At 56.7% G+C, this 25,474-nt stretch carries 15 protein-coding genes; 9 read left to right on the top strand and 6 right to left on the bottom strand.

The genetic code is table 11. The features are described from left to right. Positions 1-12: 12 nt before the first annotated feature. The 3 genes from WCO56_05525 to WCO56_05515 form a co-directional block, all read right to left on the bottom strand. Positions 13-7,791 carry an immunoglobulin domain-containing protein gene (locus WCO56_05525; protein MEI7729006.1) on the bottom strand — a complete coding sequence of 2,593 codons (7,779 nt, stop codon included), beginning with the start codon at positions 7,789-7,791 and terminating at the stop codon, positions 13-15. Positions 7,792-8,648: 857 nt separating this feature from the next. Next, a complete protein-coding gene (locus tag WCO56_05520; GenBank protein ID MEI7729005.1) occupies positions 8,649-9,608 on the bottom strand; it encodes a HEAT repeat domain-containing protein in 960 nt (319 codons plus the stop codon). A gap of 145 nt (positions 9,609-9,753) precedes the next feature. Continuing rightward, a complete protein-coding gene (locus tag WCO56_05515) occupies positions 9,754-10,896 on the bottom strand; it encodes a hypothetical protein (protein ID MEI7729004.1) in 1,143 nt (380 codons plus the stop codon). A gap of 259 nt (positions 10,897-11,155) precedes the next feature. Here WCO56_05515 and WCO56_05510 point away from each other — a divergent pair, with 259 nt between their 5' ends. The 6 genes from WCO56_05510 (at position 11,156) to WCO56_05485 (ending at position 18,551) form a co-directional block, all read left to right on the top strand. Continuing rightward, positions 11,156-12,115: an ATP-binding cassette domain-containing protein gene (locus WCO56_05510; GenBank protein ID MEI7729003.1), complete on the top strand. Its 960-nt coding sequence runs from the start codon at positions 11,156-11,158 to the stop codon at positions 12,113-12,115. Continuing rightward, a complete protein-coding gene (locus tag WCO56_05505; GenBank protein MEI7729002.1) occupies positions 12,115-12,861 on the top strand; it encodes an ABC transporter permease in 747 nt (248 codons plus the stop codon). Before WCO56_05510 ends, WCO56_05505 begins: the two co-directional genes overlap by 1 nt. 18 nt (positions 12,862-12,879) lie before the next feature. After that, a complete protein-coding gene (locus WCO56_05500; protein ID MEI7729001.1) occupies positions 12,880-14,775 on the top strand; it encodes a Gldg family protein in 1,896 nt (631 codons plus the stop codon). Beyond that, positions 14,772-15,950: a DUF4340 domain-containing protein gene (locus WCO56_05495; protein MEI7729000.1), complete on the top strand. Its 1,179-nt coding sequence runs from the start codon at positions 14,772-14,774 to the stop codon at positions 15,948-15,950. The genes WCO56_05500 and WCO56_05495 overlap by 4 nt, the downstream gene beginning before the upstream one ends. Before the next feature lie 72 nt (positions 15,951-16,022). After that, the gene (locus WCO56_05490; GenBank protein ID MEI7728999.1) at positions 16,023-17,183 is read left to right on the top strand and encodes a class I SAM-dependent RNA methyltransferase; all 1,161 of its coding nucleotides are present in this window, start codon (positions 16,023-16,025) and stop codon (positions 17,181-17,183) included. A 75-nt stretch (positions 17,184-17,258) separates the two neighbouring features. Continuing rightward, complete coding sequence (locus WCO56_05485) at positions 17,259-18,551, top strand: hypothetical protein (GenBank protein MEI7728998.1); 1,293 nt, start codon at positions 17,259-17,261, stop codon at positions 18,549-18,551. A 9-nt stretch (positions 18,552-18,560) separates the two neighbouring features. Here the strand turns inward: WCO56_05485 and WCO56_05480 are convergent, their stop codons facing one another. The 3 genes from WCO56_05480 to WCO56_05470 all read right to left on the bottom strand — a co-directional run bounded on the left by WCO56_05480 (position 18,561) and on the right by WCO56_05470 (position 21,879). Further along, complete coding sequence (locus WCO56_05480; protein MEI7728997.1) at positions 18,561-20,636, bottom strand: thioredoxin domain-containing protein; 2,076 nt, start codon at positions 20,634-20,636, stop codon at positions 18,561-18,563. Between the two features lie 100 nt (positions 20,637-20,736). Continuing rightward, positions 20,737-21,312, bottom strand: coding sequence for a Maf family protein (locus tag WCO56_05475; protein MEI7728996.1), 576 nt, complete (start codon positions 21,310-21,312; stop codon positions 20,737-20,739). Between the two features lie 9 nt (positions 21,313-21,321). Further along, on the bottom strand, positions 21,322-21,879 hold the full coding sequence (locus WCO56_05470; protein ID MEI7728995.1) for a DUF1802 family protein: 558 nt from the start codon (positions 21,877-21,879) through the stop codon (positions 21,322-21,324). 173 nt (positions 21,880-22,052) lie between these two features. On the opposite strand from WCO56_05470, the gene WCO56_05465 reads away from it, so the two are divergent. The 3 genes from WCO56_05465 (at position 22,053) to eboE (ending at position 25,296) form a co-directional block, all read left to right on the top strand. Continuing rightward, entirely contained in the window at positions 22,053-23,420 is a 1,368-nt protein-coding gene (locus tag WCO56_05465) for a hypothetical protein (GenBank protein ID MEI7728994.1), read from the top strand. A gap of 328 nt (positions 23,421-23,748) precedes the next feature. Further along, on the top strand, positions 23,749-23,982 hold the full coding sequence (locus tag WCO56_05460) for a ferredoxin (protein ID MEI7728993.1): 234 nt from the start codon (positions 23,749-23,751) through the stop codon (positions 23,980-23,982). A 126-nt stretch (positions 23,983-24,108) separates the two neighbouring features. Further along, on the top strand, positions 24,109-25,296 hold the full coding sequence (eboE, locus tag WCO56_05455; protein ID MEI7728992.1) for a metabolite traffic protein EboE: 1,188 nt from the start codon (positions 24,109-24,111) through the stop codon (positions 25,294-25,296). Positions 25,297-25,474: the final 178 nt, after the last annotated feature.

Raw genomic sequence — 25,474 nt, 5'->3', positions numbered from 1 at the left:
TACATCCGGATCTTATGGAAGCAAAGCGCTACCGATTCGGTAGAAGCGATGCTGGGCGGCCGCATTGGTATCCAAAAGCTGCGTGGAACCACTGGTATTGGTTACCCCGCGAATGACGGTCCAAGTACCGGAAGACAACGAATCGCGCACCTCCAGCCAATAGGCCCGGCCCGGCTCGGCCTCCACCGCCAGCGTGAACTTGTTCTCCTCCACCTTGATGGTGGGCTTCGTCACGGTGTAATGCACGACCAGCGTCATGGCGGTACCCAAAGCAGTTCCGTTGGCATTGGACAGCGCCAGCGAGTAGGTGCCCGCCTGACTCAGCCCCACATTGGTCAGGGATAAGGTCGGGGTTGTCTGCGTCGGCAACAAATCGGGGCCGAAATACCAGCGATACGCCTCATTGCAGGTGTGCAATACCCCCACAGTCAGGGTCGCATTGGAACCTTTGTCCACGGTGTTGGTGACATGCACCAAGGCCGGGGTGAAGGCCGGCAACCGGCTGTCCATGACGCCGAGATAGGCGGGCCCAGCGATGGCGGTGCCATACGCATTGCTGACCACGACATTATAGTAATCCCCTTGGTTGCCGCAACTCACCGCCGGATTGGTCACGCTCACTTGCGCGCTGACCACCGAAGCAAAGTTCGAGTTAAGATACCAGTAATAATAGAGTGGCGTGGAACCGGAGGCGGAAACCGTGAACACCGCGTTGCTGCCCCAGAGCACGGTCTGGTTGGTTGAGGTTAAGGCGGTAATCTGTGGCGAACCCAGGACAGTCAAGGCCGTCACAGCACTGGTCACGGAGCCGGCTACATTGGTAATGACAACCGTGTAACTGCCAGCGTCACTCAACTGACAATTGGAAATGGACCATTGATAATTGGTCGCGCCACTGATGACGGACCACTGGTTACTGACCACTGATTTGTACCACTGATACCAGGGTGCCGGATTGCCGGTCGCCGACACACTAAAGTTTGCCGTCGTTCCCATCAGGTTAGTCTGGCTCAGCGGTTGGATGGCAATTACGGGTGAACGTGCCATCACCGTCGTCAATTGCCAATACGGCATTGACAATGACGTGGACGCATTTGCCGTCTGGTTAAAGATCGGAGAAAGTCCGTAGAGCGTGCCGATGGGCAAGGTTCCCGCCGTCAGCTTTTGCTGGAACGATTCCCAAGTCGGACTTCCCCCGCCCGCGTTGCAATCCCAGCCGCGCACCTGCATCGGGTAGGTGGCGGCGGCATCTGTGCGATAGGCGGTAAGAGTTGTGTTTCCAGCGGAAAACTGCCCGCCAAACAAAGTGCCAAACCCGATGATTCCCTTGCCCGTTTCCGCCAGCAATGCGTTGCCGGAAATCCCCGCATTGCCGCTATTCGAGCCGTTCCAGTTCCAGGCGCGCACATCGTTCAGGTTGGTTTGCAACGGTCCGCCACCCACACCGTAATAGACCGATATTCGCAGATTGCCAAAGGGGACGGTATTACTCTTAAGTGACGAAGTGTTTGTTGTCGCCCCGCCCGCCGTGTCGGTGGGGTGAAAGATGCGGCTACCAGAGCTGTTTGCAAAGTAAAAATATCCGGGAGCCGAACTAGGCGGCAGGATGCGCAACGCCAACAGGGCCACGCTGCTGGTGGCTGATCCATACGCATTGGCCGCCAGGGCAAAGTATTCGCCTTCCTGTGCGGCCTGCACATTGGTAAGGGTCAGGATGGCGTTGGTTTGTCCGGATAGCCCTGCGCCCAAGCCGAACCACTGGTAGGTAATCGGAGCCGGGTTGATGGCGGTTACCGTGAAGGTGGCACTTTGTCCCGCATAGACGGATGTGCCCACCGGTTGTTGGGTGATGGTTGGGGGAGTCAGGACTGTCAGTGTCGCCACGGCGCTGGTTACCACGCCTGCCGTGTTGGTGATCACCACCGAATAATTACCGGCGTTCGTTGTCTGGATGTTGGTCTGGGTCAAGGTAGAGTTGGTTTGGTTGGCCAGCACATTGGTGGCATTGAACCGCCATTGATACCATGGCTCGGGCGAACCGTATGCGGAAACCGAAAAGCTGGCGGTTGCGCTCAGGAGATTCGATTGGTTCTGGGGTTGGGTGGTGATCACTGGTGCCTGCCACACTGTCAATACCGCCACTGCACTGGTTACTGAACCGAGGACATTGGAGACCACCATTGAGTAGCTACCGGCGTCACTCAATTGGCAATTGGAAATTGATAATTGAGAATTGGTCGCGCCATTGATGCCTGACCACTGGTTACTGGTCACGGATTTGTACCACTGATACCATTGATCAGGCGCACCATTGGCAGTTACGGCAAAGCTGGCGGTGGTTCCCACCAGATTGGTCCGGCTCTGCGGTTGGCTGGTAATTACCGGGGCGATCCAAACGGTCAACGTTGCCGGCGCACTGGTGACACTGCCATAGGTATTACTCACGACCACCTGATAGTTTCCACTTTGCTCCCACTGAACATCACTTAAAAGCAGTGTTGTGTTGGTTTCTCCAGCCAGCAGGATGCCCTTGCCATACCATTGATACATCAAGGGGGGTGAGCCTGTGACAGTCACACCAAAACTCGCGCTTTGGCCCGGGTAAACGGATTGATTGGCCGGAGGCCCCGTGATAACCGGTAACGACAGAATGGTCAGCGTCGCGATTGCGCTGGTCGCTTTCCCCGCCACATTACTCATGATAACGGAGTAAGAGCCGCTGTTGGTCAGTTGGACATTCGTTATCACCAGCGAGGCATTGGTGGCGCCAGCCAGGGGATTGTTATTGAAGAGCCATTGGAAGCGAAGTGGATTGCAAGACAGAGAGGGCACCATGGCGAGTGTGACCGTATTTCCCATGTCATTCGTTTGTGATTGAGGGGAGGTGACAATGCTGGGCAGCGCGGTACCTGGAATGGTCAATGTGGCTACGGTACTGGTCACGGCCCCAACCGGGTTTGTGGCGATCACCAGATACTGGCCGTCGTTGGTGCAGCTAATGTTGGCGAGGCTCAATGTGGCGTTAGTGGCATTGGTCAGCGGAGCGGAATTGAAATACCATTGATAACGCGGGGCTAACGGTGCCAACACGACGGCATTCAAACTCACATTGCTTGCTGCGTTGCTGGTTTGCGATATTGGGGATTGCACCAATACGGGCGGGGCCATCCCCGGAGAGATCGTCGCCAGTTTCCAGGCTATTGGATCATTGCCGTAGGCTTCCGGCTTCACTCGTTGCAATGAACTGCTCCCATTAGTGGCGTAGGCCGGCCAAGGTGCGACCACATCGTAGTTGATCTCATCCACCGTGTAATGGGGAACATCGTTAGTCGTGGGTGTTCCGGGACGTTCCAACTTCAAGGTTTCGCCGTTGGTTTGCAGACCGCCAGCGAATGGTCCGAACACCAGGGTGTTGCTGTTCACGCCATACACAGTCTGAAACGTGGCGGCATTAGTTCCCGTGACCAGCAGTGTCTGGCCGGGATTTAGCGAAACATTGGTGGGGAAGTAAAAATCCAGGCCATGCACGTTCCAGGTGTTGGTAGGGGCAGCGGGGTCGTACAATGGGACCACATTGGTCGTGATATTCATGATTTCCACGTAGGCATCTCCCGGCAATGTGGGATTATAATGGATCTCGGTGAACACCAGTGGGCCGACACGCGGGCCCGTATTGTTTGTACCCAGTGTCGCGGTGGCTTGGGGCACAAATTGTTCTTCGCCCGTGCTGGTCACATATCGCCCGAAGGTCACACCGGGCTCGGAGTTACCAAAGGAAAACCCGTGATAATAGCCCAGCAAATGGTTGGTGTTGCCGGCATAGAGCCAGACATCGTCGCCATTGGATGAAAAGGCAAAGGAGTTGCTGCCCACATTAAATGCGGTCTCATTCACCACCAGGTAGCCGTTGGCTGGCAGAATGCTGCTGGCAGGAAAACAGTACTTGCGGGGATTATTAAACGCATCCGAGAGATACCAGCCGCTGATGTCCACCGCCGAGGCGTTAGGGTTATATAATTCCACGGTATCCACCCCGCCGGTCAGGGGTGCGGACAGCAGTTCATTAACTAGGATGGGGCTAATGCTCGGCACGACCGCGTCCACCTGTCCGGGCGAACCTCCCTCCGTGCTGCTCAAGCGCCAACTGGCGCGATTGGTTAAGGAATAAAACGGAGCATATTCATTGCTGAGCACCAGTGAAAAACCGTTGCCATCCGCCATCGCCTGCCAGGAATTATCATAGCTAAAATTCAGAATCGGCTCTTTCAGCGGCCCTTCCAGGAACAGCCGTTCGCCGCTATTATTCAAACTCCCGGAATATTCCCCGGCAATGTTCGTCACGCCCGGATAACGGCTGAGAAACGCGTTGCGATTGCGCACCAGCAGCACATAGCCGCCGGGGGCCAATTGGCTGACGGTGCCCGTGGAGAAATCAAAGTAAATCCCGTTCGTGAAGTGGAAGCCCGCCAGGGTTAACATGTTCGTGCCGACATTTTTCAGCTCAATGTATTCATACGCGCTGGCGTCATTTGTGCTGCCATTCGTCGGCGCTGCCGGATTAAACATGATTTCCGTTACCACGAATTGCGGGGTTTGTGCAACGTAGGTCGCTTCCACGGTGCCGGACCATGGGCTGTTGGTGGGGGGAGCGTTACTGCCGAGATACACGTAATAGTAATTGGTGTCGTATGTACGGGCCACAACGCGAGCATTATTCGTGAGTACGATGGCATTTGTGTAAAGGATGGCGTTGGTGCTGATCGCGCCGCCGGAGGCGCGGGGGTCCGTGCCGTTGAGCGTGTAATAAATCTGCCCAACCTGCGTTGTCACGGTCAGAGTCAAATTGGTAATCGGTCCGCCCGCGCGGCTCAGGGCTGGGGGGCGCGCCAGTTGACTGTCGAGGAAGTCAAAGCGGTTGGCGTACCAGTATTTCAGGAAGTCCACCTCGCCCTGATACATGCCGGGATTGGGGAAAGTATAGGAAAGCCCGACCTGATTCACGGTTCCATAGCGCGGTTTATTGATGGTCCATTTGACAACGTCGCGGGACTGGCCGTTACGGGCCTGATTGGCGAAGCTGTCAATCATGGCCCAGACATTTGTGGTGGAATACGCGCCGCGGCGGAGGTCATGGTAGCGGTCAATCCACGCTTGGAAAAAGTCGAGGTCCAAAAACAATCGCTTGTACCACGCATTACCAAAGGTGTTGCCGCTGCTGAAAAAATCCGTGCCGCAATCCGAATACCCGCTGCGCCAGAGCCGGGGATTATAGGCGCGCAGATCGGTCGAACCCTGGGTGCGGTCGAAGTCCCACATTGGCCCTTGGTATAATTTGTCGCCGCGCGGCTTGTAAAAATACGAACTCAGCCGCAGTCCGTCCACATTGAAGACGATAAAATTGTTTAAATGAAAATCAATCCAGGAAGGTGTATCGACAAACGCGCGGTAGCCGTTGGTGGGGTTGAGCCAGTTGGTCCCATTCAGGGCGGTGTTGAAGGCCGTCCAGTAACTATTCAAGTAATTCTTCTGGGCGGTGCGTTCGGCACTGTTCATCTCAATGTGCGAGGGGTCCACGGATCGCACATTGCTGACCCCGGCGACTGAAAACGTGGTGGGCGGATCGTCCACGTCGAATAAATACCCGCCGGTGATGGTCGTCGCGTTGGTTTGCTCGGGCAGCAGCTTGTCAATTTCCACCCGATTTTTCCCAATTTTGATTTTCTCCTCGATGACGTACAGTCCGTTATAGTTGCTGGAGAAGGTCAGTGGTGCAATCGCGGGGTTGTTGGTACCGATGTGCAAAAATAGCTCCGCAAAGCTGGTGTTCGCGGAATAATGTCCCATCTGTCGGAACAGAGCGTGCGCCATGGGATTGTGCATCATGGAGGGATCAAATTGATAAATGGAATACAGCACCCAATCGGACTGATCCGGCAACCCCGCAAATGACACATGTTTGTCATCCCCGTATTCATCCTGCAGCTCGACGAAAAAGTTCCGCTTCGGGAACGAGTAGCTGCTTTTCCCGCGCACATGGTAAATCCCGAGCATGGCTAGATCGGGCGCATTCGTGAACATCGCCACGCCATTCTTCGGTTCGTACACCTGCACGATGACAAAAGAATCCCCGTTGGTGGGCAGCACGCCCGCGCCGTAGCTGTGCAGCAGCACAATCGGCACATCCGTATTAAACGCGGCGGTATTCGTGGCGGTTTCCATCTGAATATAGCTGCGGCTCTTGACTTCACCGGGCAGCAACCCGGCGGCGAACGCGCGCGCCCGCACCACGGTGGTGTTCGAGACGGTGATCGGCCCCGCATACAGCGGCGAACTCTCCGTCGGCAAGGTTGAGCCGACCACAAAGCGGATCTGCGCGTTCGTATCAGCCGTGTTCAGCGTCAACTGGAAGGTGTTCGTAAACGTTCCGCTACCGCGCGAAAACACAATGTCCGTCGTAAACCCGCCGCCCGAGGACATATTCGGCCCGCCGGGGGACGGCATGGAAAAATACCCGAAGTGCGCCAAGTCCCCGCGCACGCGCCCATACGAAACGTCGGTGCTCTGCGGCGGATACACGCCCCCGAAATCCGAAACCACATTTGTCTGCGGGTCCACCAACGCCAGATATTCCCCCCCCTTATCCAACTGGAAATTCGCGTGCAATTTCGCGCTCGCATTCGTGCGATTCTTCCCCGATGCGTACACCACTAGGTACGCGCGCGGTGCGAGTGTGATATTTGGGAAGCGCCACTTTACCAGATTCGTGGCCTCATCCGTTAGCGCCCAGCCCGTGAGGTTGGCGGTCAGCGCCCCGCCGTTGAAAATCTCGATCCAATCCGAGGCATCCCCGTCTTCGTCGCGGATGGAATTCTTGTTCGCGGCTAGAAATTCATTGATATAGAGCTGATTCGAGCTCGCGGAGAAATCTAGCAAGTAAGACCAAGTCAGACCGGCGAAGGCATTGCTGGCTAGGTCGGTGATATTCGTCGTCAAGTTCCAAGTCATATCCACGTTCCCAGCGGCGGGCGTGGTAAACTGAAAAGTGAACTGATTGCTGGCCACGCGCAGCATATTTGTGGCAGGGGCCTGGTTGATCAGCAAACTGGCCGGAAAAATATTCGTCACACCCTCGCTGAACGTCACCGTGATCTGACTCAACTGGTTGAGGATGGCATCGGCTGGCGGGGCAATATCCGTGATCACTGGGGAGGCCGCATTGCCCGGCGTGGATAACTGCGCATCAAATAACAAATCCACGCTTGGCTGACTGTAATTGAACACCTGGATGGCGATCACATTATTGCCTGGGACCAGATACGCCGCCACATTCGTGGTAATGGAATTCGTAATCCAGGTCGGCTCAATGTTATTTGTGGCCGTAGCGTTGTACACCGGTGCGTTTGTGGAAAAGTTGTAGCGCCCCACTTCCACCCCGTTGATCCACGCCACATAACCGTCGTCCACCCGCACTGCCAGATCCAGCCGGCTGACCGCCGTGGGGTTGGGTACGTTGAAACTTTTTCGGAAAAACATGCTCACGTAGCCGCCGTTCTCGCTCGTGGGCACGCCTGTGACGATCCCCGGGTCTCCATACCCGATCGGCGCCTGGCCTTCGCTCCAACTCGCGTCGTTGTACGTGTTCTGCCGCCAGGCATCCACGGGGGAGGAAGCCTCGGTGGTGCCAATGAAATATCGCCAAGTCGAATTGGTGGGGAAAAAGTTATCCGCCTGGACGGAACATCCGATCCAGATCAGCATGAAATAGACAATTTGCCGCAAACAACGGGACATGCCTCAATGTAACATTGGAACACCAGGCGAGTCCAGCCGGGAAAATTGTTTTACGAAAGCAACGAAGCGGTACGCAGCCCGGAATTCGTCCCGGAAACCTCCTTTCATACTTCAGCCATCTGCGAAGGCAGAAACTCCCCTCCCGTAGCCGCCTTGGTCGAGAGCGACCCGGCAGGGAGTAGCGCGTGGGGCGGGTGCTTCGGCACCCTTGCCTCAGTGCCCGAGATCGGGTTTACGCTTGTGGCGATCCGGGAACCCCGGATGACCGCCTAAGCTTAATCTCGTGGCATCCAAAGGGTCCGCCGTGGCGTCACGGAACCTGCCGCTGCCACAAAAATGCCGCTCCCCGGCGTCAACGGAACGTTCCCTGACGTCACGGAGACTTTCCCTTCCATCAAGGAAAACCCCCGTGACGGCATTGGAGATTTTCATGGCGTCACGAAATGGTTTCTTGACGCCACGGAAACATTTCTTGACGTCGGAAAACCAAATTTCTCCGTCGGGAAACCAAAAACTTCCGTCAAGGAACGGAATTTCTACGTCGGGAAACCAAATATTTCCGCCGAGGAATCATTTTTCTACGTCAAGAAACCAAATTTCTGCGTCGAGAAACGAAAGATTTCCGTCGGGAAAGGAAATTTTTCCGCCACGGAAAGAAATTTTTGCGTCAAGAAATGTTTCCGTGACGGCCCTTTTTGAAAATGACCCGTCCCCAACCCTCAAAAAACCGCAAAAAACATCAAAAACGGGGGTGTCGTGGGTCTTTCGGGTGTTCCGCGGGTTGGGAAGGGCACCCTGGGCAGGATGATCTGCGGATGGCTTCCATCGGCTGTCGCCGGGGTGGTTACCCGAGAAGTTTATTGCGGGGCCGGTTCCGTCTTTGGGGCTGGCTGCGCCGTCCGACCGCGTCGAGTCCGAACGATATTGGTGGCGGGTGGATATTCGGAGGGGGAGATTTTTCTGAGAGCATTCTTTATATAAAATTGTTCTATAAAATCCAGATTGGTTTGCGCCTGGAGTTGCCGTAATGCTGGCAAGGCTGCGACGGCGTTGGTGCCGAATCGGCTAAGTGCAAATGCCAAATGGCTGCTTACATGGGGATCAGGATCCGGAAAAGCTTTAAGCAGCGCAGGAATGGTTATTTCCGGCTTCCTTTGGATGCATCCTATCAGGAAAGCAGCACGGCGACGAACCCCTGTATCATTGTCATTAAGCAGGGAGATCAGGGAGGGCACAGCGAATTCTTTATCACCCGGCATTTGCCCAAGCCCCCAAATGACCGCCACCCGGACTGCGCTATTCGTATGACGCAATGCCTGCAAAATCACTGGGTGCGCCTCTGGTCCAATGGCTACCAAGGCAGCAGTGGCATATACTGTGACATTGGTGTGATTTAACAACTCGACGAGTTGCGGGATCGCTGGTTTGGCGGATGGTCCCAGGGCAGCTATTGCCGCAACTGCTTGATAACTGCTTGTGCGTGGGTCGGAGCCAGTTGGCAAGCGAATGAAATCTTGTTTGTTATTTGCTTTTATAAGCCAATTCTGCACCGTTGGATTCCTCGGGGGCAGCCATTCAATCAATATTGGCAAGGAATTGGTGCCCATGGCTCGCATGGCTGAAGCAAATGCGTTGTTTGTTGAGGGGTAAGAACCATCTACCGAAGGAACTTCGTATGGGTTACATTCCCCCAACCACTCACTCAAGCTCTTCCCCTGATAACTGGGTTCGGCAGTCTTGATTTTGTAGCCGATCAACGCCACGACGAGAGCGAGCACCGCGCCTGCGCCCAGCCATACTTTCGTCGTGGTTTTCATGCGCGGGATTCTGCCCCGAAACCGCGCGGTTGGCGATGAAAAAAGCGCGTTACATAGTTGCGGGTTGGTTGATACACGGCGATGCGTAGTGTTTTTCTCGCCGGGCAGCGGGGGCAAGAGAGACTCAGTCAGGAACCGGGACCTGCTAATAGTAATAGAAAGTAAAGCGGACGTGGCGCTGGTTGGTGCCGTAGAATTGCAGCATCTCTTGCGTCCAAGGCTTGAACGGGGAGACTTCGCTGATGGCCCGCTGGCAGATGGCACCCCAGAGCACGCCGGTGGTATTCTCCGCTTCCGTGACCGCGCGCACCGTGCCATCGGCATGCAGCGTGAAGTCAACGGATACATGCCCATGGCGGTCCAAGGAGTAATGGGCGTCCTCAAGCAAATTCCACCAGCGCTGTTGCACGGCGGCAATGATGATGGCGTCATACGCTCCAAACGGGGTGGCCTTGGCGTCGAGCGAGGAGACGATGCCAAAGTTGGGCACACCGCCGGGTTGTTGAATGCGTTCGCCGGCAATCTGGTTGTTCGCCAGATGCGCTTTGGCTTCCGCCACGGTGCGCGGACGGACGGGTTTGCGGTCCGGGGTGGCCTTTTGGGCGCGGTCATCCTTGCCATCCTCGGTGTGGGCCTGGCCGTCGTTCGGGCGGGCGACATCCACCGGTTTGGCCAACGCCAATTGCCCGGGCGTTTCGCCACCCTTGGGCTTGGGCTTCAATTCGGGCCGCAATTGTTCGGGTTCGGTTTTCTCAACCGGCTTTGGTTGGGGTGGCTCGGGATTCTGGGGGCTGGCTTTGGTCGGCGGCTCGGCGCGACGCAATTCCGGGGAAACGACGGGCACGGGAATATCAATCGCCTGCATCATGTTTTTTTGGCGACCGTCTATATTCACCTCGTCGGAATTGGCTTTTTTCACCGGGTTGGCGGCCTGGGAGTTCAGGGCGGAGTAGTATTTGGGGTTTTTCGGAGCCTCCGCTGTCGCCTGCAAGGGGTCCACGGAGATGAACATCTGCGGCGTCTGTGGCGGGGGCCGCTGTTGCGCCAGCCGGGGATCGGGCTGGGGAAACAGCAGCGACTGATATAGTTTCAGCAAAGGCATTTCCGTATTGCTCGGCTTGGGGACGAGCATGGCCAGCAGTTTATCCTGCCCGTCCCAATGGATTTTTTTGCCTGCCCGATAGATGCCAAACGAAACCAAATGGAACAGGATCGAAAGGATAAAGGCCAAGCCCAGCGGGCTTTTGGCCCACTGTCGCAAGGTCTCCATGTGTGGTGCAACGGTCACAACTAAAGGAATATCATGGCCCGATTAACGCCGTCTGGCAATGTAATCTAGCAGTTCCGGGGCGGGATGTCCTGCCGAAAATACCCGGGATATTTTTTTGAACTTTTTTTGAACGTTTCTTGTGGAGAGTGTCAAATTGCACGTAAGTTCTTGACAGAAGGGTGAAAATGGCGAGCCTGTGTGGCTCGCCTGAAAAGGGTAGAGTGGCGGGATGGTATGGCAAACAACACCGGGAAGCCGGTGTGATTGTGAGACAAACATGATAAAAGTACAAAATTTAGCGAAGTCGTTCGGCGCGAAACGGGCCGTGAACGGCATTTCCTTCACCGTGGAGAAAGGCGAAGTGCTGGGTTTCCTGGGGCCGAACGGGGCCGGTAAATCCACCACCATGCGCATGATCACCGGGTTCATTCCGCCGACGGAAGGAACCGTGACGGTGGGCGGGCACGATATTACGCAGGAGCCGCTTCAGGCCAAGGCGTTGATCGGGTATCTGCCGGAAAATGCGCCGTCCTATAATGACATGACCGTCTATAGCTTCCTGAATTTCGCCGCCGAAATTCGCGGATTGCGCGGCGACGAGAAGAAGAAGGCGATCGGCCGGGCGGTCGAGATGTGTTTCCTGGAGAATGTCCTCCAGCAGAGCGTGGATACCCTTTCCAAGGGGTACCGGCACCGCACCTGCTTTGCGCAGTCCATCATCCACGATCCGCCGGTGCTGATCCTGGACGAACCCACCGACGGCCTGGACCCGAACCAAAAGCACGAAGTGCGCAGCCTGATCAAGCGCATGGGGCAGACCAAGGCGATTGTGTTCTCCACGCACATCCTGGAGGAAGTGGAAGCCGCCTGCTCGCGCGCCATGATTATTGACCGCGGCCAAGTGGTCGCCAATGGCACGCCGGATGAGTTGAAACGCAAATCGGAAATCGCCGGGGCGGTGACCGTGCGCTTGCAGGGAGTGGCCGCCAACGTGGTGGTGCAGAAATTGAACGAAGCCCGGTCGGCCCGCAAGGCGACCATCGTCAAGGAAGACGGCGGTCTCGTGATCGCGCGCGTCTATCCCAAGCCGGACGCCAACGGTGAGCTGGCGCGGGCCGTGGCAGAAGTCATCGCCCGGGAAAACTGGAAAGTCGAAGAATTACACACCGAGGAAGGCCGCCTGGATGAGGTCTTCCGCAATATCACCATGCCGGATACGGCCAAGGAGACCAAATAATGAACGCCCTCAATAATATCAAATGCGTGGCCAAGCGGCAGTTGGCGAGTTACTTCAACTCCCCGGTGGCCTATGTGTTTATCGTCATCTTCCTGCTGTTGTCGGGATTTTTCACCTTTATGGTGGGTGGTTTTTTTGAACGCGATCAGGCATCATTGACCGCTTTCTTCATGTGGCATCCGTGGTTGTATTTGTTCCTGGTGCCGGCGGTGGGCATGGGGCTATGGGCTGAGGAGCGCCGCATGGGCACGATGGAGTTGCTCTTGACGATGCCAATCACTCCCTGGCAGGCCATCGTGGGTAAATTCCTCGCGGCGTGGGCGTTTCTGGCGCTCGCCCTGGTCCTGACCTTCCCGGTGATCCTCACGGTGAATCGTTTGGGAACCCCGGATAACGGCATCATCTTCTGCGGCTATGTCGGCAGCCTGATGCTGGCCGGCGCTTATCTGGCCGTCAGCTCAATGACCTCGGCGATGAGCCGCAACCAGGTGGTGAGCTTCATCCTGTCGGTGGTCATCTGCCTGTTCCTCATCCTGGCGGGTTGGCCGCCGGTGACGAACATGCTGGTCAAGTGGGCGAATCCGGCCCTGGTGCAAGCCATTGCGGGCATGAGCGTCATGCCGCCTTTTGAAGGCTTCCAGAAAGGCGTGCTGGATATTCGGGATATCGTGTTTTTCCTGTCCATCATCGGCTTCTCCCTGTTTACGACGGGCGTCGTGATTCGCAATTTGCGTTCTGGTCATTAATTTAACTTTCCACGAGCAATGAAACATAAATCATTTGAGACGGTACTGTATTCGACGGTTGGCGTGGCGATCATGCTGCTGATCGTGGTCGCCATTAACTTCATGGTGGGCCTGTGGCGGTTCCGGATGGATTTGACCGAGGAGAAGGCGTACACGCTTTCCGCCGGCACCAAAGCCATCCTGGGCAAGCTCGACGGCCCCGTCAAAGTCCGGTTCTACTGCACGCAGAACGACAACAACATGCCGGTGCCGCTGCGCAATTACGCGCAGCGCATTGACGACGTGCTTGCGGAGTACAAGAAGCTTTCCGGCGGCAAACTCCAGGTGGAAAAGCTCGATCCGCAACCGGACACGGACGCGGAAGACTTCGCGAACATGGACGGCGTCGAGGGCAAGAGCCTCAGCATGGGCGGGGAAGCCATCTACTTGGGTGTCTCCATCGCTTACCTCGACGAGAAGGTGGCGCTGCCTTTCCTGACACCGGAGCGCGATAAGTACCTGGAGTACGATCTCTCCCGGGCCATCTCTCGCGTGATGAATCCGCAGCGGCCCACGATCGGCATTATCAGCGGTGCGCCGATTTTCGGCACGCCGATGAACCCCATGATGATGCAGATGGGGCAGCAGCCGCAGCAACAGCCGCCGTGGATGTTCATCAGCGAATTGGAGCGCGATTTCACGGTGAAACAGCTCAATTCGGACCTCGACTCTTTGGACAACGACATCAAGGTCCTGTTGCTGATTCATCCGAAGAACCTCTCCGATAAAACCCTGTTCGCCATTGACCAGTACATCATGCGCGGCGGCAAGCTGGTCTGTTTCCTCGATCCGTTCTGCGCGATGGAAGGCCGCTCTGACCCGATGCGCGGGCAGCAATCCAGCGGCTCCAACCTGGAGAAATTGCTCAAGACGTGGGGAATGGAGTTCGATTCCAGCAAGGTGCTGGTGGATATGGGGCTGCGCAATCCGCGTTTCCATCCCCGCGTGGCGCATCTGTTACCTGCGTTCGACGCCCAGCATCTCAAACAGGATGAGATTATCACCAGCCAGATTGATAACGTGGTCATGGCCTTTGCGGGCGCTTTCACCGGCACTCCGGTGGAGGGCCTGAAGCAGGATGTGCTGATGAAGAGTTCGCCCAATTCGCAATTGGTGGATCGGTTCATGGCGGAAATGTCGGGTGAGCAGGTGGCCAAAGACTTCAAGTCGTCGGGTAAGGAATATAACGTCGCGGTGCGCCTCTCCGGCAAGTTCAAGACCGCTTTTCCCGATGGCAAACCCGAGGACAAACCCGAGGGCGACAAGAAGGACGAGAAAAAGCCCGAGGCCAAGAAGGATGACTCGCTGAAAGTCTGCAAGGCGGACAATCAGGTGATCCTGTTTGGCGACGTGGATATGCTGCACGAGCAGTTTTACGCTGAGCAGGGTAACTTCTTCGGCCAGCGCGTGATGATCCCCAACGCGGGGAATCTGAGCCTGCTGCAAAACACCGTGGAACTCTACAGCGGCGACAGCAACCTGGTGAATGCCCGCAGCCGCGCCACCAAGGCCCGTTATTTCACCTTGATCCGCGATATGCAGGCCAAGGCTGCCGAGCGCTTCCAGACGGAGCTGGCCAAGCTGGAAACCGACAAGAATGAATTGCGCCGCAAGATCAGCGAGCTGCAAGCCAAGCCTGACGCCAAACAGCGCTTCGTGCTGCCGCCGGAAGCAAAGGCCGAAATTGAAAAATATCGCAAGAGCGAAGTGGAAACCAGCAAGCGCCTCAAGCAGGTGCGCAAGGAATTGCGCAGCGAGGAAGAAGCAATGTCCAACAAGCTCAAGTGGGTCAACATCGCCGGGATGCCGGCGCTGGTGACGATCTTTGGACTCGGACTGGCCGTCTATAACCGTAAACGTACTGCCGCCAAATGAACAAAAAACAACTCCTCTTAATCATACTGGCCGGCGCTATTCTCGGCGCTGCGGGACTCGTCATGTACAAAAAGGAGCAGAACTCCTGGAATCAGACCGCGCGTCCGCGGGAGAAGCTCATTACGGACTTTCCGCTGAATGACGTGGCGAAGATCACTGTTAAGGGCGGCTCGGGCGAATTGAATCTCGTCAAGCAGGATGACCTTTGGTGCGTTCAGGAGCGCGAGGGGTTCGCCGCCAATTACAGCGACATCAAGGAGTTCCTCCAGAAGATGTGGGAACTCAAGGGTGGCCAGCCGGTGGAAGTCAGCCAGAGCCAGTTGAGCCGGCTGGAATTGCTGCCGCCGGGCAAGGGCGCGAGCGCCGGCACGCAGGTCGAGTTCAAGGATAAGTCGGGCAAGCTGCTGCACACGCTGTTGCTGGGCAAGAAACACATGAAGAAATCTCCCGGCGGCATGGGTGGGATGGGTGGTGGCGAATGGCCCGATGGCCGGTATGTGATGGTGAACGGCGAGACCGCTTCGGTATCGTTGCTTACGGAAGCTTTCAGCAACCTTGAACCGAAGCCCGAGCAATGGCTGTCCAAGGACCTGATCAAAGTGGAGAAGGTCAAAGCCATCACTTTGGTTTCCACCAACGCCACCAATAGTTGGAAGGTCACGCGCGAAACTGAGGCGGGCGAATGGAAATTGGCGGATGCCGGCAAGGATGAGCAGATTGATTCGGTCAAGGTCTCCAGTGCTTCGACGGCGCTGAGCAGTGCCAGCCTTACGGATGTCGTCGCTGCCACCACCAAAGCCGAGACCACCGGTTTGGATAAGCCCACCGTGATTACCTTGGAAACGTTTGACGGTTTCACCTATGTCCTCAAGTTCGGTAACAAGACCAGTGACGACAATGGCTATTACACCAGCTTTACTGTCGCCGCCAACCTGCCGAAGGAGCGCACCCCCGGCAAGGACGAGAAGAAAGAGGATAAAGACAGGCTGGACAAGGAATTCAAGGACAACCTGAAGAAGTCCGAGGAGAAACTGCAGAAGGAAAAGAGCCTCGAAAAATGGAACTACGTGGTCGCCAAATGGACAGTGGAATCCCTGTTCAAGCCGCGTCCTGAAATGCTGGCCCCCAAGAAAGAGGAGCCCAAGCCGGAAGAAAAGAAGGACGATAAAAAGTAATTTTACTCCCACCCCTGTGCTGAACTGGCGGCCGGATTCAGTCCGACCGCCGGTTTTGCTTAGGATCCTAGCATGGAAAATACCCCAGCCACACCTGCCGTCTCTCCCGGTACCCGCCTCACCATCACGATTGATGATATCGCCTTTGGCGGCGAGGGTGTCGGGCGCGTGGCCGACTTCGTCGTGTTTGTGCCTTTCGTGGCGCTGGGCGAACAGGTCGAGGTCGAGGTGGTGGAGGTCAAGAAACGGTTCGCGCGCGCCAAATTGCTGCGCGTGGTGACCGCTTCTCCGGCCCGCGTCCAACCGCAGTGCCGCTATTTTGGAGTGTGCGGCGGTTGCCAGTACCAACATCTGGACTATGCCGCCCAACTTGAATTGAAGCGTAAACAAATCACCGATTTGTTCCAGCGTATTGGCGGCTTTGCCGGGACGCTCGTCCATCCGGTGCAGGGATGTCCGAGCCCGTATGGCTATCGTAATCGCATCATGATTCGCAGCGGCTGGAATAAGCCGCTGCAAAAGCTGGATATCGGCTATGTCTGCTGCGACAGCCAACTGGTGGTGGACATCGAGGAATGCCCTATCGCCGAGCCGGAAATCAGCGCGCAAATCAGGCAGGTGCGTGCCAATCCGCCGCCGCGCGGCGGCATCAAGGTCGTGCTCCGCATGATGCCCGAAGGCTGGGAACTGCCCCAGGATTCTTTCTTTCAGAACAATTTCCGCCTGCTTCCCGGTCTTGTGAAGACCGTCCGCGACCGTCTGCATGACGGTGGCGCGAAGAATCTGGTGGACGCCTATTGCGGCGTGGGTTTCTTCGGTATTGAACTGGCGGACCTTGTTACTGCGTTCATTGGGGTGGAAGTGGATCTCATGGCTGTGCGGGCCGCGCGCAATAACATGGCCAAACGCGGCATCACCAACGGCGAATTCATCACCGCGCGTACCGAGGATCTGCTGCCGGATTTGCTCAAACGCTTCCCGCCCGACGAGACCGCCATCATTCTGGACCCGCCGCGTACCGGCTGTCCCCCGGAAAGCCTGGCCCTACTGCGCACGACCGGTTTGCATCAGATCATCTACGTATCCTGCCACCCGGCGACTCTGGCCCGCGACGTCAAGCTTCTCTGCGAAGACGGCCGCTACACGCTGAATGGGGTTTATCCGCTGGATATGTTCCCCCAGACCCAGCACGTCGAATGCGTCGTGGACTTGCGCCGCGTTCAAACGGCATAGCATCGGCAGGCGCAGTCTGCCCTATTTCGAGGTTGCACCCGGATGCCTTTCGGGGGTAATTGTGTCCACCACACTATGAAAACAATTCCGGTTCATGCCAGCGGTGGATGGAAACGACGCGCCTTTCTGAAGACGATCGCCCTCACTTTGCCGGCGATGCCAATCCTGCGCCCGTCGCTGCGCGCTGCGGAGCCCGGCGAGAAACTCCCACCCATTCGTGCCATAACTCGGGGGCCGAAATTCCATTGGCGCGGTTACTACGACAAGCAACTGTTTGATCCAACCAACCGTTTCGTGTTGGCCAATCAGGTGGATTTTGCCGGGCGTTCGCCGGTGGCGGGCGATGTGATCCAAGTGGGCATGATTGATACGCAGGATCAGGATCGCTGGATCGAGCTGGGTGAGAGCCGCGCCTGGAATTGGCAGCAGGGCTGCATGTTGCAGTGGCTGCCGGGTTCGACCAGCGAATTGATCTGGAATGATCTCGTGGATAACCAATTTGTTTGTCATGTGCTGAATGTCAAGTCGGGCAAAAAACGCACGCTGCCGCATCCGGTCTATTGTCTCAGTCCGGATGGCCGCTGGGGGGTGGCTCCGGATTTCCGCCGCTTGAATGATACCCGGCCCGGTTACGGCTATGCCGGCTTGCCCGACCCGAACGCCAGCGATCTGGCGCCCGAAAGCGCCGGCATTTGGCGCATGGACATGCAAACCGGCAAGCATGAGCTTTTGTTCTCCTTTGCGCACGCCGCCAAGATTCCGTACCCCGGCGGTTTCTCCAACAATGCCAAGCATTGGTTCAATCATTTGCTGTTCAATACGGATGGCTGCCGCTTCCTGTTCCTGCATCGTTGGCGTGGGGACAAGGAGGGCAAGAGTTGGTCCACCCGCATGTTCACCATGAACCCGGATGGTTCGGACTGGTACATTCTCGATCCGCATGGCAAGACCTCCCACTTTGTCTGGCGCGATGCCAAACACGTGATGGCATGGGCCTGGCATCCTTCGAATGGCGAGCGGTTTTACCTGTATCGGGATCATACCGATCAGGTGGAAGTCGTCGGCAAAGACGTGATGACGGTCAATGGACATAACACCTATGTGCCGGGGACCAATGATCAGTGGGTGCTGAATGATACCTATCCCGATAAACAGCGGTTGCAGCATCCCTACCTGTTCCACATTCCCACGGAACGCCGCGTGCCATTGGGGCATTTGCTCTCGCCCAAAGAGTTCCAAGGGGAGTGGCGCTGCGACACGCATCCGTGTGCCAGCCGCGACGGCAAACGGGTCTGTCTGGATTCCACCCACGAAGGCGGACGCCAGGTGTACCTTGTAGATATCGAGGCGATTATCGCCCGGGGTTGACGGTTCTGATCAGGCTTGGCGCAACAGTTTCACCAGTTGCTCAGGGACGTGGGTTGGCGGTTGACACGCCGTGCCGGTGCATACATACGCGGTTGGTTTCCCATCGAGCGATTTCAAACCTTGCGCAAACGTTTCCACGGGTTTTCCTGTGCCCAGGATAACTTTGTTGGGCTGATATACCTTGTGTGCGGCCAGGAATAATGGTTCCGCCAGCACTTCTCCGCCGATTCCCGCGAATACGATCCGGCGTGGTTCCTCCAGCGAGTAATCCAAAGCCAATAAGAGGTGAGGCACAGCCTGTGGCAACCGTTGCAGGCGCTCTGCAAACAGGCGCAGGGTGCCTTCTGCTGCCTGCGTGTACGTCGGGTTTCCGGTAATCTCGCCCAGCTTCAACAGCGCAAGCGCCGCCACACTGTTCCCGGAGGGCTCGGCACCATCGTAATCTTCTTTCACGCGCACAATGAGTTCTCCAGCCCCGGTGCTTTGCCAGAAACCACCAGCTTCGGCATCGTGAAACCGTTTCAACAGGCCATCGGCAAGCTGGATGGCAAACTCCAGATGACGGGGCTGCAACGTGGCTTCGTACAAGCCAAGGTGGCCTGATAACTGGGAAGCGTACGCGCTGAGCAACTGCACCTCGTCCCGCTCGCCGTCGCGCCAGCGATGATGCAACGTGCGGTTGGGTTCATCCCAAAGATACTTGCGGATGAACGCCGCATTCTTTTCCGCGGCGGCCAGCCAGGTCGGCTCGTGCAGCACGATTGCGGCGCGGGCCAGCGCGCCCAGCATCAGCCCGTTCCACGACGCCAGCACCTTGTCATCCAGAAACGGGCGCACGCGTCGGCTGCGCGCCGTAAATAACTTTTCCTTGGCGGAGGCCAGCAGGGGGTGATCGGCGGTGTCCACATTGGCATCCGCCACACTCAGCACATTCTGGTTTGGCAGCGGCTGCGGATCGCTGTGATCCACGAAATTACCTTCCTCCGTGACGCCGTAATATTTTACCGCCACATTGAACTCCTCGGGGGATAGCAGCGTCGCTATTTCCGCGTGTGTCCAGCAATAGAATTTTCCTTCCTTGCCCTCGCTGTCCGCGTCCTCGGCGGAGAAAAAGCCGCCGTCAGGATGCGTCATGTCACGCAGCAGATACGCCACAATGCCGCGCGCCACCGTCGCAAACTTGGGTTCGTTGCTGATGAGATACGCGTCCAGGTAAAGGTCCAGCAGTTGGGCGTTGTCATACAGCATTTTCTCGAAGTGCGGCACCAGCCATTCCTGATCCACTGAATAGCGGGCAAACCCTCCGCCCAACTGATCGTGAATGCCGCCGGCGGCCATGCGCTCGCACGTGTACAGCACCATCCGCACGGCTTCCAGATCGTTGAAACGCACGCCGTAACGCAGCAAAAACGCCGGAATACTCGGCTGGGGGAACTTGGGTGCGCGCCCGAAGCCACCATGGGTGGAATCATAGTCCTGCTTGAAGATTGTACCGGCCTGTTGCAGCAGGGCGGGGGATGGTTGCGCGCTTTCGGGGGCGCGCTGGCGCAGGTAGGTGGTCAACTGCCCCTGTATCTCCCGTCCGGTCTGCAGCACGTCGCCGCGCCGCTCTTCCCATACCTGATGCAGTTGTTTCAACACGCTCATGAACGACGGCCGGTGATATCGGTTTTCCGGGGGAAAATAGGTGCCGCCGAAAAACGGTTGCAGATCGGGCGTCAGAAACGCGCTCAAGGGCCAGCCGCCCTGGCCCGTCAGGGCCTGGATGGCGGTCATGTAAATCTTATCCACGTCGGGCCGTTCCTCGCGGTCCACCTTGATGCTGACGAAATGCACGTTCAGGAAAGCAGCGACCTCCGGGTTCTCAAACGATTCCCGTTCCATCACATGGCACCAATGGCAGGTTGCATAACCGATGCTCAGGAAGATGGGTTTGTTTTCCGTGCGCGCCTTTTCGAACGCTTCGTTGCCCCAGGGATGCCAATCCACCGGATTGTATTGGTGTTGCAGCAAATACGGCGATTTCTCCCGTGCCAGGTGGTTGGGCGGTCGCAAGCTTTTGGTCATGATCTTATCAAATTGCATCAGGCTGCCAATCCTCTGGTAAGGTACGTCTGGTTTCCGTCCCCGCCAAAATCATTTCAGGGTTATTCCCTGTGCCAACTTCCCCGAGGACTGACAGTCGTTAACGCCGCGCGAATTTCCGCAGTTCCTGGATCAAGCGTTCGACCGGCAAGCCGACGACGTTGCTGTATGAACCGGTGATTTTTTTGATAATCAATTCGCCGTGTTCCTGGATGGCATAAGCGCCAGCTTTGTCCAACGGTTGGATGTGCTGGAGGTAGGCGTCAATTTCCGCCAGCGTAAGTTTGCGGAAGGTGACCTTGGTGCCCACCGCGAAGAGTTGGACGCGATGCCACCGCAGATGTGCCAGGCAAACGCCGGTGACGACTTCATGGGTTTTACCCTGCAATTCGGTCAGGAACCGTTGGGCCTCCGCCAGATTGGCCGGTTTGCCGAAGATGCGGGCACCCAGGGCGACTTCGGTATCCGCCCCGAGCACGAGCGCGTCGGGAAACCGTTTGGCAACGACCCGCGCTTTGCGATAGGCGTTCAGTTGGCAGAGTTCGCGCGGGGTCATGTGCTGGTAGTCGGCCTCCGGGGCGTTGCCGGGCACGACTTGGAATTCCAGCTCCAATTCCCGCAGGAGTTGCGCGCGACGTGGAGAGGCTGAAGCCAGGATCAGGGATGGCAGTTTCATGGCAGGCGCTTACTTGTGGGTGAAGGACAGGCGTTGCAGGTGTGCGGCAAAGGCGGAGTCGGAAAGAACCGGATGCGCCTGGCTAAGAGGAATGTCTTGGTCCAGTTCCACCCAGGATTTGCAACCGCCGTAGGCAGGCAGCATGGGCAGGTCCACGGGTTGGGGCAGGCGATAGACCCGCACGGCCATGGCAAAGATGTTCTTTTGTTTGCCCCAGTCGAAGCGTTCAGCGATCACTTCATCGCGCCAGATGTGCTGGCCGCGCAGGCGTTCGGCCATGGCCAGGGAATCGAGACGTTCCCAATACACGATTTCCCCGTGATATTCGAGATGCAAACGGTCGGGCCCGGGCAGCGTGGGGGCGATTTCATCGTAGCGCCGTTGGGCAGCGAGGAGGACGTTATCCCGTTGTTGATGGAAGAGGGTGGGGAACAGCAGGAATTGCGGGTGCTCGGGCTTGAACCCGCCTTGGCTCTCGGCGATGCCGCCTTTGCGCAGGATGATGATTTGTTCCCCGTGTCCCAGGGCATCCACCACGATGGCCCATTCTTTGAATGCAATTCGCATGGTATTAATAAACAACGGAAAAGCCGGTTTGTCGAGTGCGGAGACGGAAAGGGCGGATACGGGCCGGAAAGGATTTACACCTCCCGGCGATCTGATTTTTTGGCATTATTGAATTTGACAAACGCATTGTTTTGGCGGAGTGTACCTCAAGTCAAACTTCGGAAAGGGAAATTATGAAAAAAGCGACATTGACGTTGGTCACCGCGCTCCTTGTGGGAACAGGTCCTGCTGAATCCAAGGATTTTCCATTGCAATTCAAAACCCTGAACGCGCAAGAGGCCATGATGTTTCCCGGCTATGGCGCGTACGGGCAACTGCAACTTGCCAAGCCATCCTCCGTGAGTAAAGAGCCTCGCGCCACCTCTTCCCGGCCGCTTTATGGCGAATTGCGCGCCGTTTCCAGTGACCGTGCCGTGGCCTTCCGTCTGGATGAATCCGGTGGCACCGGGCAGGGGTACGATACCCTGATCGTGGACAGTAATAATAATGGCGATTTGACCGATGACGCGGCGATTAAACGCGCTGCGCCCACGACGGGACGGGTCTCGTCACCCTCGTATGATCAAGGTTCTTTTACAGTGCCGTCCCTCTCGCAAGTCGGCGGAAACAAGCTCGTGTATTACGCGGAAATGTTTGTGTACCGGACGGCGTTGGCGAATGACCGGACGCTATCCTCCACCTCCACGTATCTGGGGTATCTGCGGCTGAAAGCCGGTTGGTATATGGAGACCACGGTAAGCCTGAATGGGGTGCAACAACGGGTGGGTTTGGTGGACGGGGATGCCAATGGCCAACTCGGGGATACCTGGAAACCACGCATGACGAAGACCATATCTGGTGAAAGCTGGTACTTCAGCATGGCCGACTGTTTCCTGCAGGAAAAGGACGGCTCCGGGAGTTTTAGCCGCTCGATCCTGAATGACTCAAGCATGCCGTTTAACCAAGTCCTTTACCTTGGCACCCAGCCGTATCGGGCCGCCTTGACGGCTGATAGCAAAACTCTGTTGGTTGAGCTGTGGAACAGCCCGTTGACGGAGGTGCAAATGCAGCCGCAAGGCGATCAGGTGCGCAGCGTCACGCTGGCGCGTGAAAGCACGCCGGGCCAATGGGAACTGATGCAGGCCAATGCCGCCAATGGGCGTCTGCAATTGCCGCCCGGCAATTACCGGGTGTACCAGACGACTTTGACTGGAAAAGCGGCAGATGGAGAGATCATGGTGAGCGCCTATCTTCGGAGCGTCAAACCAGCGCTGGCGGTTGAAGCAGGCAAACCTGCGGTCCTGAATTGTGGTGGCCCCTTGGAGGTAAAAGTGACGGCAGCCAAAACCATTGGTATTCCGACCAGCACTGATGGGGAGCGGACCGTCCAAAAAGCCGAGCCCATTTTGCGCATTGGCGCTAGCGTGGAAGGCAATGCCGGCGAAGTTTACTCCAGCTTTTACAAAATGAAGGACAAGACCGTGGATCGCCCGCCTAAACCCACCTTCGCGGTGATGGACGGCGGGAAGGTAATAGCTTCAGGGAATCTGGAATATGGTTGAAGTGGCACCTGCTCGTACTCATGGCGAGTACCTCAAAATCTAACCGGCAAAAAAGTAACCATTAAAGTTGATTTCAATCTGGCTCCCGTCCAGACGGTCAGCAAACCCATCGAGGTGCAGTTATAAGAAATCGGCAAGCAGGTCACCGTCAAGTTCAGATATAATCTGAGTCCGTTGCAAACGGTCACCCAGGCGGTGGAAACCGGGCGGTAATAAAATTCGTGAAACCGGTCGGGCGCTGGCCTTGGCAAAAAAATAAAAATTATTCCAAAAGGGACTTGCTATTTATCGCAAGCTCGCCATGATTCGCCCAACATTTGTAACGAATATGGCAGACAAATCAAATAAATATCCGATTAATGCCGCTGGCAAGTTTTACGTGGACAATCAATGCATTGACTGCGATCTCTGCCGCGAAACGGCTCCCAATAACTTCAAACGCAACGAAGAAGGCGGTTTCTCGTACATCTTCAAGCAACCTGAGAATCCTGAAGAAGAAGCTCAGTGCAATGAAGCCAAAGAAGGCTGCCCGGTCGAAGCCATTGGCAACGACGGCGCCTAGTCTGGCATCCGTTAGCGCCTTTTACACCCCGCCACCCACCCGGTCGGCGGGCTTTTGTTTTGCCACCTTGCCAGCCATGACCAAAGCCGCTTGGGCAACGTGTGAAAACAAGGTCTAATGTGACTCATGCGACTGAGTGATGACCGGCATCTGGCGTATTGCACCAATATCCATCGGGGCGAGAGTTGGGGTGAGACGTTTGCGGCATTGCAACGCCACACCTTGGCGGTGCGGGATCGGGTTTGCCCGCCCGGGCCGTATGCCATCGGGTTGCGCTTGGGATGTGACGCCGCGCGGGAACTAAGCGAACCGCAAACCGTCAACGCCTTTCGACGATGGTTGGAGCACAATAACTGTTACGTTTTTACCATCAACGGGTTCCCATATGGGCGTTTCCATGGAACCCGGGTCAAAGAGCAGGTGTATTCGCCCGATTGGACCACCCGGGAACGGCTGGAATATACCTGCGCCCTGTTTAAATTGCTGGCAGGTTTGCTGCCAACCGGGGTTGAGGGCAGCGTCAGCACCGTGCCGGTTTCCTTCAAATCCTTCATCATGGAGGAGGCCCAACTCGTGGCGGCGCGGGATAACCTGTGGCACTGCATTGATTATCTGGAACGCCTGCAAGCCCGTACCGGCAAGATACTGCATTTGGGGTTGGAGCCGGAGCCGTTGTGTTATCTGGAAACCAGTGAGGAAACGGTGCGTTTTTTTGAGACCATGCGCCGTCACCGCCCGGGGGATGCGCGGCTTGGCCAATTTCTGGGGGTGAATTACGACTGCTGTCATCTGGCCATTGAATTCGAGTCGGCAACCGCCGCACTGGATCGCTTGATCGGGCATGGAATCAAAATCAGCAAGGTACACCTGAGCAACGCGCTCGCGGTGTTCCCCACCGTGGAGGCGTGCAACGTCTTGCGCCAATTTCAGGATCAGGTGTACCTGCATCAAGTGGTGGTCCGGGGCCAGGACGGGACCTTGACGCGCCATCGGGATTTGGATGTGGCCTTGGCGGCATGCGCGCCGGTGGATCATCCTGTCGCGCGGGAGCAACTGTCGGAATGGCGGGTGCATTTCCACATTCCACTGCACAGCCCGCCACAGACCTGGGGCGGCAACACGGTCGGCCATGTGTGCGAGGTGTTGGACCGGATGGCAACCCAGCCGGGCGTATGCCGACATTTCGAGATGGAAACGTACACGTGGGAAGTGATGCCCGCGTCTATGAGAGCGGTCGCGGTCGTGGATCAATTGGCGGCGGAGTACCAGTGGACCCTGGGTGAATTTGCCAAACGGGGTGTGCTGGCGATCTGAGCCTAAAAATGGCTCCCTTGATATTTTATTTGTCTTTTGCCCGGTTTTGCTTTAGTTTTTTGCTTGTGGTTTGCCAGTTTCTGCCTGCCCGCAAACGGGCGGAAGGCGTTTGTTTTACAATTGACGGCTCTGGCCGCCGGATACTATGCTCAGGAATTGAATTTGATCAGCGCCCAAA

The organism is Verrucomicrobiota bacterium, assembly GCA_037139415.1.
Taxonomy (GTDB): Bacteria; Verrucomicrobiota; Verrucomicrobiia; order Limisphaerales; family Fontisphaeraceae; genus JBAXGN01.
This window is presented reverse-complemented; position numbering and strand designations above follow the sequence as displayed.

What these genes read in the sequence shown, in the direction of transcription:
- WCO56_05525 (MEI7729006.1), bottom strand. Translation starts at nt 7,791, where the DNA reads ATGTCCCGTTGTTTGCGGCAAATTGTCTATTTCATGCTGATCTGGATC.
- WCO56_05520 (MEI7729005.1), bottom strand. Translation starts at nt 9,608, where the DNA reads ATGAAAACCACGACGAAAGTATGGCTGGGCGCAGGCGCGGTGCTCGCT.
- WCO56_05510 (MEI7729003.1), top strand. Translation starts at nt 11,156, where the DNA reads ATGATAAAAGTACAAAATTTAGCGAAGTCGTTCGGCGCGAAACGGGCC.
- WCO56_05505 (MEI7729002.1), top strand. Translation starts at nt 12,115, where the DNA reads ATGAACGCCCTCAATAATATCAAATGCGTGGCCAAGCGGCAGTTGGCG.
- WCO56_05500 (MEI7729001.1), top strand. Translation starts at nt 12,880, where the DNA reads ATGAAACATAAATCATTTGAGACGGTACTGTATTCGACGGTTGGCGTG.
- WCO56_05495 (MEI7729000.1), top strand. Translation starts at nt 14,772, where the DNA reads ATGAACAAAAAACAACTCCTCTTAATCATACTGGCCGGCGCTATTCTC.
- WCO56_05490 (MEI7728999.1), top strand. Translation starts at nt 16,023, where the DNA reads ATGGAAAATACCCCAGCCACACCTGCCGTCTCTCCCGGTACCCGCCTC.
- WCO56_05485 (MEI7728998.1), top strand. Translation starts at nt 17,259, where the DNA reads ATGAAAACAATTCCGGTTCATGCCAGCGGTGGATGGAAACGACGCGCC.
- WCO56_05480 (MEI7728997.1), bottom strand. Translation starts at nt 20,636, where the DNA reads ATGCAATTTGATAAGATCATGACCAAAAGCTTGCGACCGCCCAACCAC.
- WCO56_05475 (MEI7728996.1), bottom strand. Translation starts at nt 21,312, where the DNA reads ATGAAACTGCCATCCCTGATCCTGGCTTCAGCCTCTCCACGTCGCGCG.
- WCO56_05470 (MEI7728995.1), bottom strand. Translation starts at nt 21,879, where the DNA reads ATGCGAATTGCATTCAAAGAATGGGCCATCGTGGTGGATGCCCTGGGA.
- WCO56_05465 (MEI7728994.1), top strand. Translation starts at nt 22,053, where the DNA reads ATGAAAAAAGCGACATTGACGTTGGTCACCGCGCTCCTTGTGGGAACA.
- WCO56_05460 (MEI7728993.1), top strand. Translation starts at nt 23,749, where the DNA reads ATGGCAGACAAATCAAATAAATATCCGATTAATGCCGCTGGCAAGTTT.
- eboE (MEI7728992.1), top strand. Translation starts at nt 24,109, where the DNA reads ATGCGACTGAGTGATGACCGGCATCTGGCGTATTGCACCAATATCCAT.